The sequence below is a fragment of the Leuconostoc mesenteroides subsp. mesenteroides ATCC 8293 genome (genome assembly GCF_000014445.1).
In the GTDB taxonomy this organism is placed as follows: domain Bacteria; phylum Bacillota; class Bacilli; order Lactobacillales; family Lactobacillaceae; genus Leuconostoc; species Leuconostoc mesenteroides.
Genome location: NC_008531.1, coordinates 417,559 through 435,410 on the forward strand (window position 1 = coordinate 417,559; position 17,852 = coordinate 435,410).

Sequence of the window (17,852 nt, forward strand, 5' to 3'; positions counted from 1 at the left end):
GCTGTTTGAGACATCTTTGTATGATGTCTTATGAACAAGTGGAGCTCAGCTATTATTGAGTTGTTATCCACACATTTTGTAACACGATGAAACCGTCCAAACATTTTGGACGGTTTTTAGTTGGAGAAAGTAAATGAAAACAGTTGAAGATGCCATATCTTATATTCATAACCGGCCAAAAGGTGGTCAAAAAGAGTCATTATACCGCATGACCACATTGTTAGCAGCCTTGGGAAATCCACAAAATGATTTACCATATGCCATACATGTCACTGGTACGAATGGTAAGGGCTCAGTATCAACGATGGCTAGTAACATTTTACGTGTGGCAGGTTATGATACTGGTTTGTTTGTTTCACCTTTCATCACTAATTTTCGGGAACGAATACAAATCAATAATGAGATGATTTCGAAAGATGATTTACTGCACGCTACTAACAAAGTCGCACAAGTGTTAGTAAACGTTGATGCAGAATTATATCCGGATATTCCTGTAGAATTTGAAGTTTTGACAGCGATTATGTTCACCTATTTTTCTTCAAAAAAATTAGACGCATTAGTGATAGAAGTGGGTATTGGTGGTTTACTTGACTCTACTAATGTGATGCCAAATACAAAGGTAGCTGTTATCACTAGCGTAGGATTAGATCATCAGAAAATGTTGGGTAATACAATTACTGAAATTGCATCACAGAAGGCCGGTATTATTCATGATGATGTTGCTGTTGTTACCGGTGATTTACCAGATGAAGCACGCTTGGTCATTGAAAAGAAAACCCCACATGTCATAAAAGGTCTGCGCCATGAATTTCAATCCGGATTGCCAGGAGAATATCAGATAGAAAACACAGCGACTGCTGTTGCAGCAGTACGTGCTTTTGCTCAGAATATTTCTGATGATACAATTCAAAAAGGGCTAGAAGAGAGCCACTTTTCGGGACGGTTTGAATTAATTGCACCAAACATTATGGTGGATGGTGCTCATAATGCTCAAGGACTTCGTGCTTTATACAAGTCGTTGTCAGTGGCATATCCAAAGGGAAAAATCACCTTGATTATTGGTAGTTTGATGGATAAAAATGTTACTGCTGAATTCAATGAAATATTGCGAGATGACAGATTTAATATTGTTCTTGTGCCATTTACTGGACCTAATGGCCGTCCTAGTTTATCCATTGAACAGACATTAAAACAGTATCAGGTATCTGCGATGCCACATTGGCAAGAAGCGGTTGAAAAATCAACCGCGGATTTAACGGTATTGACTGGATCATTATATTTTATAAGTGAGGTAAGAGAGCAATATGATAGATGATAAGTTATCCCCACGTTTGGTGCTAAGTGTCTTAGCGATTGGATTGCTGGGATTTACTGATATTATGTTAGAAACTGCCTTGAACGTCAGCTTTCCAATGTTGATGACAGAATTTAAGGTAACCTCTAGCACAGTACAATGGTTGACCTCAGGTGTCATCTTGTTGACAAGTATGGTAGTTATTTTGTCGCCATGGTTAAAGAAAAACTTCACCAATCGGAGCCAGTTTATTGTTGCCACGGTTATATCGATTGTAGGTGTGCTGATTGATGCTGTGAGTAATACCTTTGTGATTACATTGTTCGGCCGGTTGCTACAAGGGATTGGTGGTGGCGTTGGCTTACCATTAATGTATAATGTTATTTTCGAACAAGTTCCTGAGAAAAAGCGTGGCACGATGGTCGGACTTGGCTCATTAATTATTTCTTTTGCTCCAGCAATTGGTCCAGCTTTTGGTGGTTATCTAACTCAAAATTACGGTTGGCATATGGTCTTTTGGGTTGTGCTGCCCGTTCAAATTGGTTCTCTCATACTTGGGTGGGCCACAATCAAGCAAGTTTCAACAATTAAAAAAGAAAAATTAGATATTATTGGCTGGCTCTTGTTAAGTCTGTTTTTTGTCTCTGGTATTTTTGTCATCGAAAGAATCAGCACACATGGATTAGTAAATCTTTTAAGTTTATTGATGACTTTGGCGATGTTTGTGGGTATTATTGGATATATTCTTTATGCAAAAAGAGTTGACAATCCATTGTTAAGCCCAGAAATATTTAAGTTTAAGGTTTTTCGTTTTGGTATAGCAGCGGCATTTGTAGCTCAAATAGTTAATCTAACGTTTAACTATGCAATACCCATGGTTCTACAAATTGTTTTACTCAAAAATCCACAAGTTGCCGGTTTGACTTTACTTCCAGGTGCTTTAAGTTATGCTATGATGGCTATAATTTCTGGTCGCCTATATGATCGATATAGTGCACGGCTACCAATTACAATTGGTGTGACATTGATGTTTGTTGGGACGTTACTAATTGCATTTATCCCAATTAATCTCATTAGTTTAACAGGTGGATTCATGGTTATTCAGATAGGGGCTGGTTTCTGGTTTGGTAACAACATGACCTATTCGGTAAGCAGTGTACCAGTTGAATTTCAAAGCTCAGGAAATTCTATTTTTTCTGCAACAACGAACTATTCCGCTGCAGTTGGTATTGCACTTGCTGCTGGCATTATTGCTACATTTCAAAAGCAAGCAATTAACGTACGTGAGTTGGCTTCATCAACACACATTGGTGCATTGTGGACATTTAGAGTGGACATAGTACTGATTGTTCTAGCCGCCATTCTTTCATTAAGTGCTTTAGGTTCTATAAGAAAATAGAGAGAATGACGTATCATATTGTAGAGGTAAACAATATGGTCAAAGAAAAAGTAGAGAAATTTTACAATCTTTTGGGGTATAAGGAAAAGAAAGATATTCGTATTTTTCAACGTTACTTTCCAAATAACTATAATTTAAATGAATTGACAAATGATATGGTGGAAGATTTTTTGTCTCATAATCCGATTGCTAATGAAGCTTTGCTGTTAGGAATTGAAATTGGCAAACATGTTGCGCACCAGCGACGGCCACAGTTACTAAATGCCAAATATTCAGCAGAAATAGGTCGGTTTGCGCAACAACAAATTGGTAATTTAATGCAGGAACAATTAAGTGTAGCTTTGCTTGATACGCAGTTGAATGTTATCGGTTGGGAAGTAGTCTTTGTGGGTACTTTAAGTCAAGTACAAGCTTCACCGCGAGAGATATTTCAACGCGTACTAAAAGCCAACGCATTTGGATTCATGATTGCACATAACCATCCTAGTGGTAATATTATGCCTTCCAATGCAGATATTACTTTCAGTCAGCGTTTGGCAACAATTGGTCATCAAATGGATTTACGTTTATTTGACTCGTTTATTGTAACGCAAAATGAGTATTGGAGTATGTCAGAAAATCAACAATTAAAAAAAGTTATCTGATTTTTCAGATAACTTTTTTTTATTTAGACAGCTACGGGCGCTTTAATGGCCGGTTCACTATCGTAATCTAATATTTTGATGTCATCCATCGTATAATCAAACAATGATTTAACTTCCGGATTTAGCCATAGTTTTGGTAATTTGTGCATAGGCCGTGACAATTGTTCAGTTATTTGATCAACATGATTATTGTAGATATGCGTGTCACCAATGGTATGAATAAATTCACCAACTTCGTAGCCAGTTTGAGCTGCCACCATGTGTAGCAACAGTGAATAGCTGGCAATATTGAATGGAACACCAAGGAAAAAGTCACCAGAGCGTTGATACATTTGCAAACTGAGTTTACCGTCCGCAACATAAAACTGACTAAGTACGTGACAAGAAGGTAAGGGCGCTTGCGGTGTGGTCTCAGCATTCCAAGCTGTTAAAATGAGGCGACGTGAATTCGGTGTTTCCTTAATTTGATCAATAAGTCTGGCGACCTGATCAACGGTTTCATCACCGGCGGTCAGACTATTTGTTTCCCAGCTGCGCCACAATTTTCCATAAACATTTCCAATATAACCAAATTCTTCCTTGAATTCGTCATCATTGAGAATGTTGTTAACGAAAATGTCTTTTTGTTCTTTGTATATTTTGGCAAAATTTTCATCAGTTTGTGAACGAAGACCAAAATTAGTCATATCGGGACCGGTATATTTATCAGATTCAATCCACTTTTTAAACGCCCATTCATCCCAGATATGATTATTGTGTTCAAGTAAGAATCGGATATTATTATCTCCTCTTAAGAACCATAAAAGTTCACTTTTAATCAAACCAAAGAAAACCTTTTTGGTAGTTAAAAGGGGGAATCCTTCAGCCAGGTTAAATCGCATTTGTGTACCGAACAATGAACGTGTTCCAGTACCAGTGCGGTCTCCTTTATGTGATCCTTCATCAAGAATCTTTTGTGCGAGGTCGAGATATTGTTGTTCATTTTGAGACATATGTCAAAATACGTAATGTGCGCGACTGAATCATTGGCATGCAATGCCTCTAGGCGATTCCTTATCAAACACATTTCCTTTCAAAATTAATCTTTACTTAAAATACTAACGAAAACCCCATTAAATAGCAAATGATTTAACGGGGTTTTCGATGTGATATCTCTTTCTATTGGATTAAAAAACGCTAAGGCATATCGTATTCATACAATGAATTGGTTCATATCAATTTGCTGTGCTGTAAGTGCAGAAAGTGGAACTTGTTTTAATTCAATTCCTTTTTGTGCTAATAGTTCTTCGGCAAAGGTATTATTTCGATAATCTCTCATAAAATAAATTTTACTGATGCCGGCTTGTAAAAGTAATTTAGTACATTGGACGCAAGGTACGTCTGTTACATAAACTTCCGATCCATCAATTGTTATACCCATTTTTGCTGCTTGCATCAAGGCGTTTTGCTCTGCATGAACTGCTCGAATACAGTGACCGTCAACCATCAAGTCACCAACTTCTGTACAGTGAGGCGTGCCAGATACAGAGCCATTGTACCCACTGGCAATAATGCGATGATCACGAACAATAATGGCACCAACGTGTAATCGCGTGCAGGTAGATCGTGTGGATAAAATTGCTGCTTGTGCAATGAAATATTGATGCCAACTAATGCGTTGATCTGCCATGAATAACTTCCTTTATCAAATAAATCTGTTAGAATGATAATAACACATTTTTATTTGAAGGAGTAAAAAATATGACAGAGATTTTAGATGGTAAGGCGGTTGCAAAAACCATCAATGAACAAACAAAAGCACGTGTGGCTAAACAAAAAAGACCTGTCACTTTAGCAGTTATTTATGATCCTTCAAATGATGGGAGCCAATTATATGTTGGCATGAAGTCACGTCAAGCAGCTAAACTCGGAATTGTAACGCGAGATATACCAATCTCAACTGATGCAACAACAGAAAGTGTTATTCAATTAGTAGAAGAGCTAAATGACGATGAAAGTATTACAGGAATCCTTGTTCAGAGTCCGTTAGCCAAAGGAATTAAAGAACGACAAATTTTTTCTGCTGTGGCACCACATAAAGATGCTGATGGTCTAGGAGCAACAGTTCAAGGAATGCTATTCGGTGATTCTTTGGAAAATTATACTGTTGCGGCAACGCCTCAAGGTGTGATGACACTTTTGGCGCAATATAATATTTCTTTAAAAGGAAAAAATGCTGTGGTCGTTGGCCGCTCACAATTATTTGGCAGGCCAATGTTTGCTTTGCTCACTAATGCAGACGCTACGGTAACCTTAGCACACCGCTATACTGAACCAACGACCTTAAAGGCACTTTTAAAAAATGCAGATATTGTTGTTGTTGGTGTTGGTATTCCAAACTTTATTCAAGGTGAAGACCTGAAAAAGGGCGCTACAGTAATCGATGTTGGTATGAACGTTGTTGATGGGAAAGCCACGGGGGATGTAAACTTTTCCTCAGCCCAAGGGATTGCCGGTTATATAACCCCTGTTCCAGGTGGTGTTGGACCAATGACTATCGCAACGCTGTTAGAAAATACAGTAACACTAGCAGAACAACATCAATAAAACGATAAATAAAAAAGCATCTGGCATATTTGTCAGATGCTTTTTTGTGCGAAAAGATATCTAAACTCGTATGATACTGTGAGCTCAAAAAAGAGAAAGGAGTTAATGATGGAAATTGATCAATTACTTGATAACGCTGTTGCTGAGGAAGCTAGTGATATTTACATATTGCCCAACGATGATAGGTTTACGATAAAGTTTCATGCTGGTGGTTCAATAGTAACTCAAGAATATCTGGACAATAAAGCTGCTGAAAAAATGATTTCAGCTATTAAATACCGTGCTAAGATGAATATTTCTGAGCGACGAAGGCCACAACTCGGGCGTTTTCAAAAACAGGATATTTGGATACGTGTTTCAACTGTGGGAGATTTTTTGAACCGAGAGACAGTAGTTTTGCGTGTAATTTATCCAGAGCACAATACACAAAATTGGTTGGCTGAAAAGCAGTTTGATGATATGAAATTAAAGTTACCTGATTCAGGATTGTTTTTAATCTCAGGACCAACCGGATCAGGTAAAACAACAACACTTTATCATTTATTAAAAAGCATTGCGGAAAATAAATTAGTATTAACCATTGAAGACCCCGTAGAAATTAATGCCCCAGAGTTTGTGCAGTTGCAGGTTAACGAGACAGCGGGCATTGACTATACAGAATTAATTAAAGTAGCTTTACGCCACCGACCTGAAATTTTACTAATCGGAGAAATTCGTGATGTTAAAACAGCTCAAGCTGTGATACAAGCAGCTTTGAGTGGACATTTAGTATTTAGTACTATTCACGCAATGTCAACAAAAGACGTCGCTTTACGGTTGTTGGAACTAGGTGTTGATAAAAGTCAGCTCGAAGCAGCATTAACAAAAATTGTTTATCAAAGGTTAGTGCCCACGATAGACAATAAACAAGCAGCTGTTGCTGATGTTGTAGCAGGAATGCCTTTAAAAGGTTCACCAAAATTTACTAATAGATGGCGAGAAACGCTTGCGGATGCCTTAAAGGAAGGGAAGATAACAAATGAAACCTATCAAAAATTTAGCGCGCTTTAATAAGCGGGACCAGGTATTATTTTTTCAAGAGCTGGGTGAGCTACTATCATCAGGATATAGTATCGCACAGAGCATTGATATCTTAGCTAGTGCACATCAAAAATGGCAATCAATCCTTAGCCAGGTTCAGAAAGGTCTATCAACAGGGCAAACATTCTATCAAGCCCTCGAGGCATTTATTAGTCCAAATATTTTATTACAATTGCGGTTATCAGACCAACATGGGGATATTTCCAATACACTGGTTCGAATTGGGCAGACCCTTGCCAAATTTCAGCAACAACAAAGCAAGTTATCACAGGTCATGCGTTATCCAATTATTTTACTGGGTATCCTTGGTTTGTTGTTGATTGGACTAAAATGTTTTTTATACCCAATGATCAATCAATGGCGAGAAACTAATCAAGAGGCGATCAATTATCCATATGCATTTATTTTCTGCACCGGTCTCTTAACTTTAACCTTCTTAACACTGTGGTTATGGTATTGGCATCATTTATCATCAATTCAACAATTAAATATGCTGGCTAAAGTACCATTTGTGGGGACGATAGTGCGCAGTATTGTTACCTATCAAGTTAGCCAACAATTATCAATGTTAATGTTTAGTGGACTAACGTTACCAGAAATTATTGATGAAGTTGCACAACAAAATAATAAATCATACGCAGTTGCACTTGCACATGATATTCAAAAGCATCTCAAATTGGGAGGCAATATCGAGAGGTATATATTATCACAGTCATTTGTTAATGATTCATTGGCTGGATATTTTATTCGTGGTCATAAACCTAAGATACTTGCTCGATATCTCGATTATTATGCAAAAACACAATTTAAATTACTTATGCAACAAACAGACCGTTTTATTGGCACGCTGCAACCATTATTTTTTGGTATTATCGGCGTTGCAATTGTTGGTCTGTATATGAGCATGCTATTACCAATGTATCAAACAATTGGAGGACTATATCAATGAATATTTTTAAAAAATCGAAAAAAGCATTTACACTAATTGAAGCAGCAATTGTACTCTTTATTATTAGTTTGTTAATGTTACTTATTTTGCCAAATTTAAATGCACAGCGTAAACATGCGGTAGAAAACCATGCGACAGCGATGGTATCAACTGTTCAAACACAAATTGATTTGTATCAAAATGATCACCCCAATCAGGATAATGTGACACTCGCTGCACTAAAGTCAGAAAATTATTTAACTGAGAAACAGTTTCAAAAAGCACAAGATCTTAAAATAACAATTGTTCATAATGAAGCACGTAAATAGTGGGTTCACATTAATCGAGTCAGCTGTAACATTAACGATTGTGAGTTTGCTGCTTTTTGTTGGAGCACAAACATCGGCGCGTCCCAAAATAGACACGCAACAATGGTTAGCAACATTTCAAACCTACTGGCAAAACGCAAGACTAACGGCACAACATGAACAAAAAACAGTTGAGGTTATTTTTGATAAGAAGGAGGTGAGATTTAATAATCAAGTACTAGTTTATCCATCAGGTATAAAAAAAGATTCGCAACAAAGAATAAATGTCTTAACAACAGGCTATGTTGCACCAACCACAGTGACACTCACAGGAGAACAGACGATAAAACTAATATTTAGTCTTGGAGGAGGAGAATATCGTGTTGAAACAAATAATTCAAAATAAGCAGTCCGCATTTGTTTTGGCAGAATCAATGTTAGCTTTAATACTAGTATCAGTATGCATGTCATTTGAGTATGAACAAGTTCACCAATTTCATATTCACAAAAGTAACTTGGAAAGGAAATTAAAAGTTGCAGAACGAGAACGAATTGATGCAATAAATCAGTGGGAAGGGTGTAATGAAAAATGATGGGTTTACATTGCTAGAAGCCTTGATATCATTGCTTATAGCCGCGTTAGTTTTGACTTCTTTACAATTTGTTGTTCCGTTTTTAAAGCAAATTTCTGATGCTCCAAAGGCAACAGTCCTGCAAACGATCACGCATCAACTTGAAACTCAAAAATATACCATAACCTCAGCAACATTGACATCAGCTAGACTTAAAAGCTACGAGGGTAAAGATATGTATCTTGAAGTCAAAAATAATAAATTACAAATAAGTGGCAGTGGTGCGGGTCAGATAATTTTAATGCAGAACGTAACAAATCTAGCGGTGGATGATCGCAATAATTATTTGAATTTAACAATTACAACTAACAAAGGTAAATTTTCAAGTATATTGCATTTAAAGAAGACGGTACAAAATGAATAAAAAAAATGCCTATGTTTTAGTACCAACCATTTTTGTTCTGGGAGCATTAAGCGCGTTATTTATTTTGCAGAATATGGCTTTTAATCAACAGTTGCGGGCACAAACACGTTTGATCGAAATAGCAAAAATTGACAAGATACAAATGATTGTCAGTACGCAAGTATACAAAAATAATGAGACCAAATTCAATTTTGATGAGGCTAAAGTCACCGTTATTAATAAGCAAATAAAAATTGACTTAGGAAAGCGTATATATCAGCGTGAATTGCTTGTGAAATAACCTTGAAAATTGGTCCTAAAACCGCTAAAATAAACCTATGACACAAGAAAAAATAGCACAATATTTTGATGCTTTAACTAGCGCTTCACAATCTTTGGTTAAAGACACGAACATCAGTTATATCGATGCACTAATTGAGATACTTGAAGATATTAATTCGCAGACTGTCCATCGCGAGTTTGATAAGCCAAGTAACGATGTGGTGCAAATAATACAGTCAACAATTGATATGGACTGGTCTTTATTATCACCAGCTGAAAAACGCAAAGCACTACAATTGGCTGTTTTGAAAGCTAATCGTGAAGATCAAACTCCTGCTAATTACCAGATTACCCCCGATGGAATTGGCTATTTGCTGGCTGATTTTATTAACCAGACAGCTAGGTTACGAGATAATGATACTATTATCGACATGAATGTTGGTTCAGGTAATCTTTTATGGACAATAAATGAGATGCTAGATGTGACAGTTAAACGCATAGGGATTGATAATGATGAAACACAACTAGCGCTCGCGTCCGCCACAGATGAAATAATCAATAGCGATGAAACAACTCTATACAAGGAGGACACCATCAGCATAGAAGAGCCCCCTAAAGCCAAAGTTGTTATAGCTGATTTGCCAGTCGGGTATTATCCACTCCAGCCAAGTGACAAATTTATAACTCGTAATCAAAATGGGCGTTCCTTCGTTCATCACCTACTTATTGAAAAGTCATTGGATTTTGTTGCAGATGATGGATGGATATATCTACTTGTACCCGCAAATGTTTTGAACGGCGATGAAGCAAAAAAAGTATTACAATTTGTTACGTCACGGGCACAGCTAAAAGCATTTCTACAATTACCAAACGAATTTTTCCAAGAGGTGCGTGCAACAAAAGCTATTTTAGTGCTTAAAAAACAAAGGACTAAAAATAATGAAGTGCTCATGGGCCAATATCCTTCGCTCAAGGATCTAAAATCATTGCAAAATTTTTTGCAAGAAATCAAAGCGTGGGTTAAACTAGAGAATGAACAAAATTGATGTATTCGTGGCATTGTCACTTAGAATTTAGGTAAGGAAGAAAGACAGGTAAAAAGAATATCATGGCTAAAACAATGGCTGTTAACGCAGGTAGTTCATCACTAAAGTTTCAATTATTAGAGATGCCTGCAGAACAAGTAATTGCACAAGGTGTTATCGAACGCATTGGTATGGACGATGCAATAGTAACGATTAAATACGGTGCAGAAATCAATGCAGAGCGCTTGGTTGGCCATTCAGAAGATGACGAACATATTACTTTGTCCAAAGACGGCAAAGGTAAGAAGTACGAAAACGTTACTGCAATTAAAAACCACCAACAGGCCATTAACTTCATGTTGCAAAAGTTAACAGATCTGGGTATTATTAAGGACTTTAATGAAATTACTGGTGTCGGACATCGTGTTGTTGCTGGTGGTGAATGGTTTAATCATTCCGTGGTGGTAACAGATGAGGTGCTGGCTAAAATTGATCGTCTTGCAGATTATGCACCACTTCATAACCCAGCCAATGCTATGGGAATTCGTGCTTTCCAAAAGCTCCTCCCTGATGCATTGTCAGTGGCGGTTTTTGATACTTCTTTCCATCAAACAATGCCTGATGAAAACTTTCTTTATGCCTTGCCATATGAATACTACACGCGTTATGGCGCCCGCAAGTATGGTGCTCATGGTACATCGCACCGATATGTTGCATCGCGTGCAGCCGAGTTGCTCGGTAAAGATTTAAAAAGCTTGAAATTAATCACGCTGCATTTAGGTGCAGGTGCCTCAATTACGGCTATTAAGGATGGTAAGTCATTAGATACTTCTATGGGATTTTCTCCCTTAGCTGGTGTTGCTATGGCAACGCGTTCAGGGGATGTCGATGCTTCGCTTGTTTATTATATTCAAGAACGCGAAGGACTATCTAACGAAGAGATGTTAAATATATTGAACAAAAAGTCCGGTTTGCTTGGTATTTCGACAATTTCAAGTGATATGCGTGACTTGTTAGATGTCCAAGACACTAATGAGCATGCTGACATGGCGATTAGAATATTTATTAATCGTGTTGTTAAATATGTGGGACAGTATGTTGCGGAAATGGGAGACGTTGATGCTATCGTATTTACAGCAGGAATTGGTGAAAACTCAGTCCCAGTTCGTAAAATGATTATTGATAAATTAAACTACTTTGGTGTGAAATTAGATGAAGAAAAAAATAATGTTCGCGGCAAAGAAGTTGAAATATCTACGAATGACTCCAAGGTAAAAGCCTTGTTGATCCCAACCAATGAAGAACTAATGATTGCTAGAGATGTTGAATCTTTGAAAGCATAGTTAGATGTAGAGTATGTGGACGGCTAGTGGACAACACTAGCCGCTTTATTACGCTGTAAGAGGTGAGATGAGATATGCAGTCTAGAAAAGAAAGACATCAGCATGAGATCAAAAATGCTGAGGCGATTGAGAAAGGCCTCGATCCATTTGCTGATACAATGAATAGTGGGAATAAGGGTGGTAGCCCTAGAAAAAAACGTAAAAAGCCTAATCGTCTGATATTACTTTTGTTACTTTTAGTTATAGTGATAGGTCTGTTTTTCGGATTAAAAGTGTTATTGACAGATAATACAGCTGCATTAGATCCGAATGACACAACGTTTAAAACTGTGAAAATACCATCCGGATCTACACCCTCTCAGATGGCAAAAGCATTGCAAAAACAAAAAGTTATTAAAAGTTCTGAGGCCTTTTACAAATATTCATTAAAGCACGGTGCTGAAGATCTCCAAGCAGGAACTTATAAAATATCACCTTCTCAAACTGTTCAATTGATTTTTAAACAGTTGACGATGGGGCCTAATGCCGGCCCACAATTGGGCAAAGGATATGTTTTGGTAGCAACAGGTCAAGATCAAGCGGCTATTGCCAAAAACGTTGCCAGTGAGACTAAATTGTCACAAGATAAAGTGAATAAGGCATTTGGTGATAAATCTATTATTTCTAAGATGAAATCAAAGTATCCGGATTTATTGAAAAATATGTCTTCTAAGAGTAACTTGGCCGATTACGTTTACCCAGCAGCATACGATTTAAATAAAGTGACAGATGTTACTGATTTAATGACGAAATTGTTGGCAACTTCAGATAAACAACTAAAGTCGTATTATAAAGACTTGAACAAAGATGGTATAAATAAGCCTGCTGTTATAACATTGATGGCTACTTCGGGTAAAAGCGAATTTGAACATCGTTTGGCTTTTGTCAACAAAATTGCGCCATATGCTCAGACACTCAGTAAGAAATATGGTATCTTAGCATCAATATCCATAGCTCAAGCGGCACATGAATCAAACTGGGATAACTCAAAGCTATCATCTAAATACAATAACTATTTTGGTGTTAAAACTCAGGATGAGACAGCAGGAAAATCAGTTGTTTTGGAAACGACTGAGTATGTTGATGGGAAACCTGAGACACAAAAAGCACGTTTTGCTGTGTATAGTGATTGGAAAGATAGCATGAAAGAACATGCTGAGACATTAGTGAATGGTAATACTTGGAATCCTAATCAGTTCCAAGATGTATTGGATGCAAAAAACTACAAGGAAGCCGCTAAAGCTCTGTATAAGGATTCATATGCAACCGATGTTAATTATCCAAAATTGATTATAAATTTGATAGAGACATGGAATTTACAACGTTTTGATAAATAAAAAATGTACCCGATCATCTAGACATTTTAGATGATCGGGTTTTAATATACGATATAACTGGATATGTTTTCAATTTTTATTTCTTATTTAATTTTAATATTTTAAAAAAATGATGTAAATTTACAAAAATTATCGTGTAAATGATTGTATTGTACTTAATAAAAGTAAGTGCACACCAATAGTAATAAAGATTATCAGTAATTTTATAACGTAAACTTTTTCATGATTTTTATTCAAAATTTTTAATAAATTAACAAGTATTTGAAAACGTTTACAGAAATTGTAAAAAAAGACTTGTGTAAACGGTTTCACTAATGTAAAATAAACAGTGTTAAAAAATGATGTGTTGCAGAACATCATATGAAAAAGGAGCAATATTTAGCATGAGTTTAGCAATTTTACTGGCCCTAGTGCCGGCACTAGCTTGGGGTTCCGTTGGAATCGTCAACACAAAAATGGGGGGAACAGCAGGGCAACAGACCTTAGGTATGACTTTTGGTGCTTTGATATTTGGCCTAGCAACAATGTTTTTCTTTGTCATGCCACGCCACATCGAATTAAGCAGTCATATTTGGGTTGTCGGTATTGTTTCTGGATTGGTTTGGGCAGTTGGAACAGCAGGACAGTTTTTGGCTATCAAGGATTTGGGCGTTTCGCTTGCTATTCCATTGTCAACAGCCGGTCAAATTGTAGCAAATGCTTTAATGGCTGCTGCTGTCTTAGGCGAATGGAAGACTGCTAAAATGTGGGCAATTGGTGTGATTTCAATCATTACGGTTGTTATCGGTGCAACTTTAATTTCAGCACGTGATAAAGCAAAAAACAGCGCAGGAATTGAAGCACAAGAGCAAAAAAAGGACTGGACTAAAGGGCTTATCTACCTGATTGTTTCAACCATCGGATTCATGTTCTATTTTGTTTTACCAAACTTCTTAAACAAAGTTGGTTACATCTCTGATGCCATTAAAGCACGTGGTAATGGTGTCGATTATATGACCGCCATTGTTGGACCACAAGCTATCGGTCAAGTTATTGGTGCCTTTCTAATTGTTGCCTTCGTTTTGAAAGAATCAAGTATCATGTTTAAGTTACCAACTTGGCGTAACATTGTAACAGGTTTAGTTTGGGCTGCTGGTAATATTTTCATGTTCATCTCAGCTGCCAATCCTGATGTTGGTCAAACTATCGCGACAACATTCTCACAATTAGGTATTATTGTTGGTACTTTTGGTGGTATCTATATATTAGGAGAGAAGAAGTCAAGTTATCAGATGAAGTTAATTGTGATCGGTACAATATTAGTTGTTATTGGCGCAATTATCATCGGCAATATTTATACTTTCGCATAATATGAAACGTCTGAACCATTGTTCAGACGTTTTTTAATGCAATAAAAAAGCACCTAGGCAGGTGCTTTTTGAATACTGAACTTATTTAGTTACGTTAATAATTTCAACGTCAATGCTAATACCATTTGGCAATGGAACAGCAACGGTTTCTCCGACCTTTTTACCAATTAAGGCATTAGCCATTGGAGACTCGTTAGAAATTTTTCCTGCCAAAGGATCAGCTTCTACAGAACCAACGATAGCATATGTTTCAGGTTCTTCATTTGGTAATTCTTTGAATGTCACCGTCTTACCTAATGAAACTTCGTCCTTAGCTGTTGCATTAGAATCAATGATTTCAGCATTATCAATCATATTTTTTAATGTTTGAATGCGTCCTTCAACAAAGGCTTGTTCATCTTTAGCTGATTGATATTCCGAGTTTTCTGATAAGTCACCGTATGATCTTGCAATCTGAATACGTTTTGTAATTTCTGGTCGTTGATTAGCAATAAGATCTTCCAACTCAAGTTGAAGCTTGTCACGGCCTTCAGCAGTCATTGGATATGTTTTTTCTTCAGACATAAGTGTTTCCTTTCAATTTGCGCTTTTTTCCGCAAAATATAACGGAAAAAGCATATCATGTGTGGATTTTTTTTGCAATAGATTTTCGATTAATTATTAATAATAGCAATAAGGCGAGTAAGCTAATTATTACACCGTAATAGAAAAGAGGTGGTGTATATACAAAGGATATTTTATGAAGGCCAGGTTTTGTTTTTACTGCTATAAAATAATTAGCTACTTTGGTCGTTTTGACTGTTTTACCATCAACCTTAACTTGCCAGCCTGGAATTGACGGAATAGTTGTCATAACGAGTGGCTTTTTTGTCGTTGTTTTGATAGTGCCTTCAATGCGTCGCTGCGAGCGTTTGCTTATCTTTAGACCATTCTGTTTCAAATTAGTCGAATCATTGGCTATTCGCTCATTATCGATGTGATACAGAGTCACATTTGTCAGTGCTAGTGTTTGGGTATCTTTAAGCCTAAACGTGATAGTTTGCAGTTTATCTTTGGCATTTGTGGCCAAATTAACAACAACAGTGTGTCGGTAAGTATTGAATTGTGTAATTACCTTGCCGTTAATTAATAAATCAAAATTTTTAATGTCTAATCCGCTGCCGATCGTCAGATAATAACTATCATTATTTGTGGGCGTAAATTGTAAGTCAAGACTTGCAGGTTTTGCAGCATTTTGTCGAGTGATAATTGAACCAGTAATCATACTTGGTGCAGTAATATTATGTCCGATGGACTTCTGGAAGTTATCTACATGAACAGTTGAGGTTGTTGTGCCTGTTATACCTTGCCAAAGATTACCTTGATTTTGGAGTGGATTATTGAAAAGCATTTTCGTATTCAATGCACCAGAGCTAGCTGCAAATGCGAGTGGCAAAGCATTTTTATTTTGATAAACATTTGTGGTTTTGGTAGTGGCCTTAAGGTTGTATTTTTTGGTATCAGGACGAAAACCAATTAGATGTTGGCTAGGCTGGCCAGCGTCTCCATTATCTTTGCCATTTGCCGTGATAAAATACTTCATCCCCAAAAAGGCATCGGATAATACGCTACCATTACTATAAACAACGTAATTATCACCATCTGGTTGACCAAAATTACCAAAGAAAGTTGGTGTTGCCTTTGGTAAAGCAGAACTAAAATGAGCACCACCATAATAGTTAAGCATCATTGAGTCGCCACGTGTGCGCTGGAATGTTTGTGCCACGCGGTACCATGAACGATCTTTTTTAATTTTTTGATTTGCGTCGGTAAGGGCGTGAATGGCATTCTGATATTCGGTGTTTGTAAGATATGAAAAATGATTCAGTGTTAATGCTACATTGGCGCCAAGGGAAACGATGGTGATTAGACTAAGTATCGGCAACCAAATACGATCGTGACTTTTAAAAGTAAATTGGGCTAGCGTTAATAAAGCTAATCCAATAAAAATGGCAATGCTATTACTGTCTGTGTAGCTTGTCTTTTGATTATTTATAAACGCATATACCGCGACGCCTACTAAAGAGACAAATAGCAAAACAAGTGTTATTTTTTGAGGTCGCCAAGTCGGCTGCCAACTCATTGCAGCTAAGTATATAACAAAAAAACTAATTAGGAAACTAAACCGGTAAGGATACCAAACCGGATATTGAAAACCATGAAAAAGTAAGGTTAAGGGCGCCCATGTTGTTGCCAAGATGAGAAAACTCAAAATAGCAAACGCACCAACTTTGACACGCCAATGTATGACACGAGTGGTAATAAAGGTAACCAATGTGATTAAAATAAACGCGCTAACATAAAAATTGGCTTGACCACTCTGCATCTGGTCAAAATCAAAGCTGCCCGGAATTAACTTGAGAAATAGATGCAAAGGATTGTTATCAAATTTGAAAGAAAATTCGGAATTATATTGTGATTTACCAAGCGTCAATTGGAAGTAGGTGGGCAAAATAAGCCACGCGGATAATGCGCCACCAATAATAGAACCAAGAGCAAAGTGCCATAAAATAGTTAGACGATGTTTAACATTAGGCCATGTGAGGCGCCACAAAAAATAAAGAACAATAAAGATGGCTACCATGAAGCCAATATAATAGTTCGTGATGATAGTAATAGCAAGTAAGACGCTATAACGCCACCATGTTTGACGGTAGAATACTTGTTCAAGCTGATAAATTACAAGTGGCAGCATGACAGCTGTATCAAGCCATAGTAGGTTGAGATTATTAGCGACAAACCAACCAGATAGAGCAAAGTTGATGGCAAAGAGGGTAATATAGTAGCCATGTTGTAAATGCAATTTTTTTAAAAGGTAACCCATTGAGAGACCAGCTGCACTAATCTTTAAACAGATAACCAATAGAATCGCAGCAGGTAAATTAGCGTTTGATACAAAAAGAAAAATGAAGTTAAATGGGCTCATCAAATAGTAGGCCCATTCACCTAACATATCTCCACCTAGTGCGTTTGAAAATGAATAGAAGAAACTGGACGGGTGTTGTAAAATAGTGTATTTGAATGCTGCAAATTGATCAATGTATTGTTGACCAAGATCAACAGTCAGGATAGAGTTGGAACCAAAGGGTGCCATTTTTCGATAAGCAAAATATCCGATTAGAACAAGAAAAGGAATCCAGAAACTGAGTGCAAGCGGTGAAATTGTGTATTTTTTAATTTTACTTTTCATAAGTATTAGCATACCAAATTTTATTTAAATTGAG

At 37.0% G+C, this 17,852-nt stretch carries 18 protein-coding genes; 14 read left to right on the forward strand and 4 right to left on the reverse strand.

Annotated features, from left to right (window positions below):
- The first annotated feature begins 133 nt into the window (after nucleotides 1-133).
- From LEUM_RS02220 to LEUM_RS02230, 3 genes are read left to right on the forward strand one after another with little or no spacing between them, the layout of a single operon-like run.
- Nucleotides 134-1,315 carry a bifunctional folylpolyglutamate synthase/dihydrofolate synthase gene (locus LEUM_RS02220; protein WP_011679301.1) on the forward strand — a complete coding sequence of 394 codons (1,182 nt, stop codon included), beginning with the start codon at nucleotides 134-136 and terminating at the stop codon, nucleotides 1,313-1,315.
- A complete protein-coding gene (locus tag LEUM_RS02225) occupies nucleotides 1,305-2,693 on the forward strand; it encodes an MFS transporter (RefSeq protein ID WP_011679302.1) in 1,389 nt (462 codons plus the stop codon). Before LEUM_RS02220 ends, LEUM_RS02225 begins: the two co-directional genes overlap by 11 nt.
- Before the next feature lie 5 nt (nucleotides 2,694-2,698).
- Complete coding sequence (locus tag LEUM_RS02230) at nucleotides 2,699-3,337, forward strand: JAB domain-containing protein (protein ID WP_105295940.1); 639 nt, start codon at nucleotides 2,699-2,701, stop codon at nucleotides 3,335-3,337.
- A gap of 23 nt (nucleotides 3,338-3,360) precedes the next feature.
- Here the strand turns inward: LEUM_RS02230 and LEUM_RS02235 are convergent, their stop codons facing one another.
- Together LEUM_RS02235 and LEUM_RS02240 are read right to left on the reverse strand one after the other, a co-directional pair.
- The gene (locus LEUM_RS02235) at nucleotides 3,361-4,329 is read right to left on the reverse strand and encodes a thymidylate synthase (protein WP_011679304.1); all 969 of its coding nucleotides are present in this window, start codon (nucleotides 4,327-4,329) and stop codon (nucleotides 3,361-3,363) included.
- 200 nt (nucleotides 4,330-4,529) lie between these two features.
- On the reverse strand, nucleotides 4,530-5,006 hold the full coding sequence (locus LEUM_RS02240; RefSeq protein WP_011679305.1) for a deoxycytidylate deaminase: 477 nt from the start codon (nucleotides 5,004-5,006) through the stop codon (nucleotides 4,530-4,532).
- 71 nt (nucleotides 5,007-5,077) lie between these two features.
- Between LEUM_RS02240 and LEUM_RS02245 the strand changes: the two genes are divergently transcribed.
- From LEUM_RS02245 to LEUM_RS02300, 11 genes are all read left to right on the forward strand, one after another.
- The gene (locus LEUM_RS02245) at nucleotides 5,078-5,923 is read left to right on the forward strand and encodes a bifunctional 5,10-methylenetetrahydrofolate dehydrogenase/5,10-methenyltetrahydrofolate cyclohydrolase (RefSeq protein ID WP_004164635.1); all 846 of its coding nucleotides are present in this window, start codon (nucleotides 5,078-5,080) and stop codon (nucleotides 5,921-5,923) included.
- A gap of 108 nt (nucleotides 5,924-6,031) precedes the next feature.
- Nucleotides 6,032-6,973: a competence type IV pilus ATPase ComGA gene (gene comGA / locus LEUM_RS02250; protein WP_010289199.1), complete on the forward strand. Its 942-nt coding sequence runs from the start codon at nucleotides 6,032-6,034 to the stop codon at nucleotides 6,971-6,973.
- Complete coding sequence (locus tag LEUM_RS02255) at nucleotides 6,942-7,952, forward strand: type II secretion system F family protein (RefSeq protein WP_011679306.1); 1,011 nt, start codon at nucleotides 6,942-6,944, stop codon at nucleotides 7,950-7,952. Before comGA ends, LEUM_RS02255 begins: the two co-directional genes overlap by 32 nt.
- A complete protein-coding gene (comGC, locus tag LEUM_RS02260; RefSeq protein WP_011679307.1) occupies nucleotides 7,949-8,260 on the forward strand; it encodes a competence type IV pilus major pilin ComGC in 312 nt (103 codons plus the stop codon). The genes LEUM_RS02255 and comGC overlap by 4 nt, the downstream gene beginning before the upstream one ends.
- Entirely contained in the window at nucleotides 8,244-8,645 is a 402-nt protein-coding gene (locus LEUM_RS02265) for a type II secretion system protein (protein WP_011679308.1), read from the forward strand. Before comGC ends, LEUM_RS02265 begins: the two co-directional genes overlap by 17 nt.
- 176 nt (nucleotides 8,646-8,821) lie before the next feature.
- Complete coding sequence (locus LEUM_RS02275) at nucleotides 8,822-9,235, forward strand: prepilin-type N-terminal cleavage/methylation domain-containing protein (protein WP_010290465.1); 414 nt, start codon at nucleotides 8,822-8,824, stop codon at nucleotides 9,233-9,235.
- The gene (locus LEUM_RS02280; RefSeq protein WP_011679310.1) at nucleotides 9,228-9,515 is read left to right on the forward strand and encodes a hypothetical protein; all 288 of its coding nucleotides are present in this window, start codon (nucleotides 9,228-9,230) and stop codon (nucleotides 9,513-9,515) included. Before LEUM_RS02275 ends, LEUM_RS02280 begins: the two co-directional genes overlap by 8 nt.
- A gap of 37 nt (nucleotides 9,516-9,552) precedes the next feature.
- Nucleotides 9,553-10,542 (forward strand): class I SAM-dependent methyltransferase, encoded by a 990-nt coding sequence (locus LEUM_RS02285; RefSeq protein ID WP_011679311.1) that lies wholly within the window; start codon nucleotides 9,553-9,555, stop codon nucleotides 10,540-10,542.
- Between the two features lie 62 nt (nucleotides 10,543-10,604).
- Nucleotides 10,605-11,864 carry an acetate/propionate family kinase gene (locus LEUM_RS02290; RefSeq protein WP_011679312.1) on the forward strand — a complete coding sequence of 420 codons (1,260 nt, stop codon included), beginning with the start codon at nucleotides 10,605-10,607 and terminating at the stop codon, nucleotides 11,862-11,864.
- Nucleotides 11,865-11,938: 74 nt separating this feature from the next.
- Nucleotides 11,939-13,240, forward strand: a complete 1,302-nt coding sequence (locus LEUM_RS02295) for a glycoside hydrolase family 73 protein (protein ID WP_011679313.1) — start codon at nucleotides 11,939-11,941, stop codon at nucleotides 13,238-13,240.
- Between the two features lie 383 nt (nucleotides 13,241-13,623).
- Nucleotides 13,624-14,589, forward strand: a complete 966-nt coding sequence (locus LEUM_RS02300; protein ID WP_010294328.1) for a GRP family sugar transporter — start codon at nucleotides 13,624-13,626, stop codon at nucleotides 14,587-14,589.
- A gap of 81 nt (nucleotides 14,590-14,670) precedes the next feature.
- Here the strand turns inward: LEUM_RS02300 and greA are convergent, their stop codons facing one another.
- Complete coding sequence (gene greA, locus LEUM_RS02305; RefSeq protein WP_011679314.1) at nucleotides 14,671-15,153, reverse strand: transcription elongation factor GreA; 483 nt, start codon at nucleotides 15,151-15,153, stop codon at nucleotides 14,671-14,673.
- A 55-nt stretch (nucleotides 15,154-15,208) separates the two neighbouring features.
- Entirely contained in the window at nucleotides 15,209-17,818 is a 2,610-nt protein-coding gene (locus LEUM_RS02310; protein ID WP_011679315.1) for a YfhO family protein, read from the reverse strand.
- Nucleotides 17,819-17,852 lie beyond the last annotated feature (34 nt).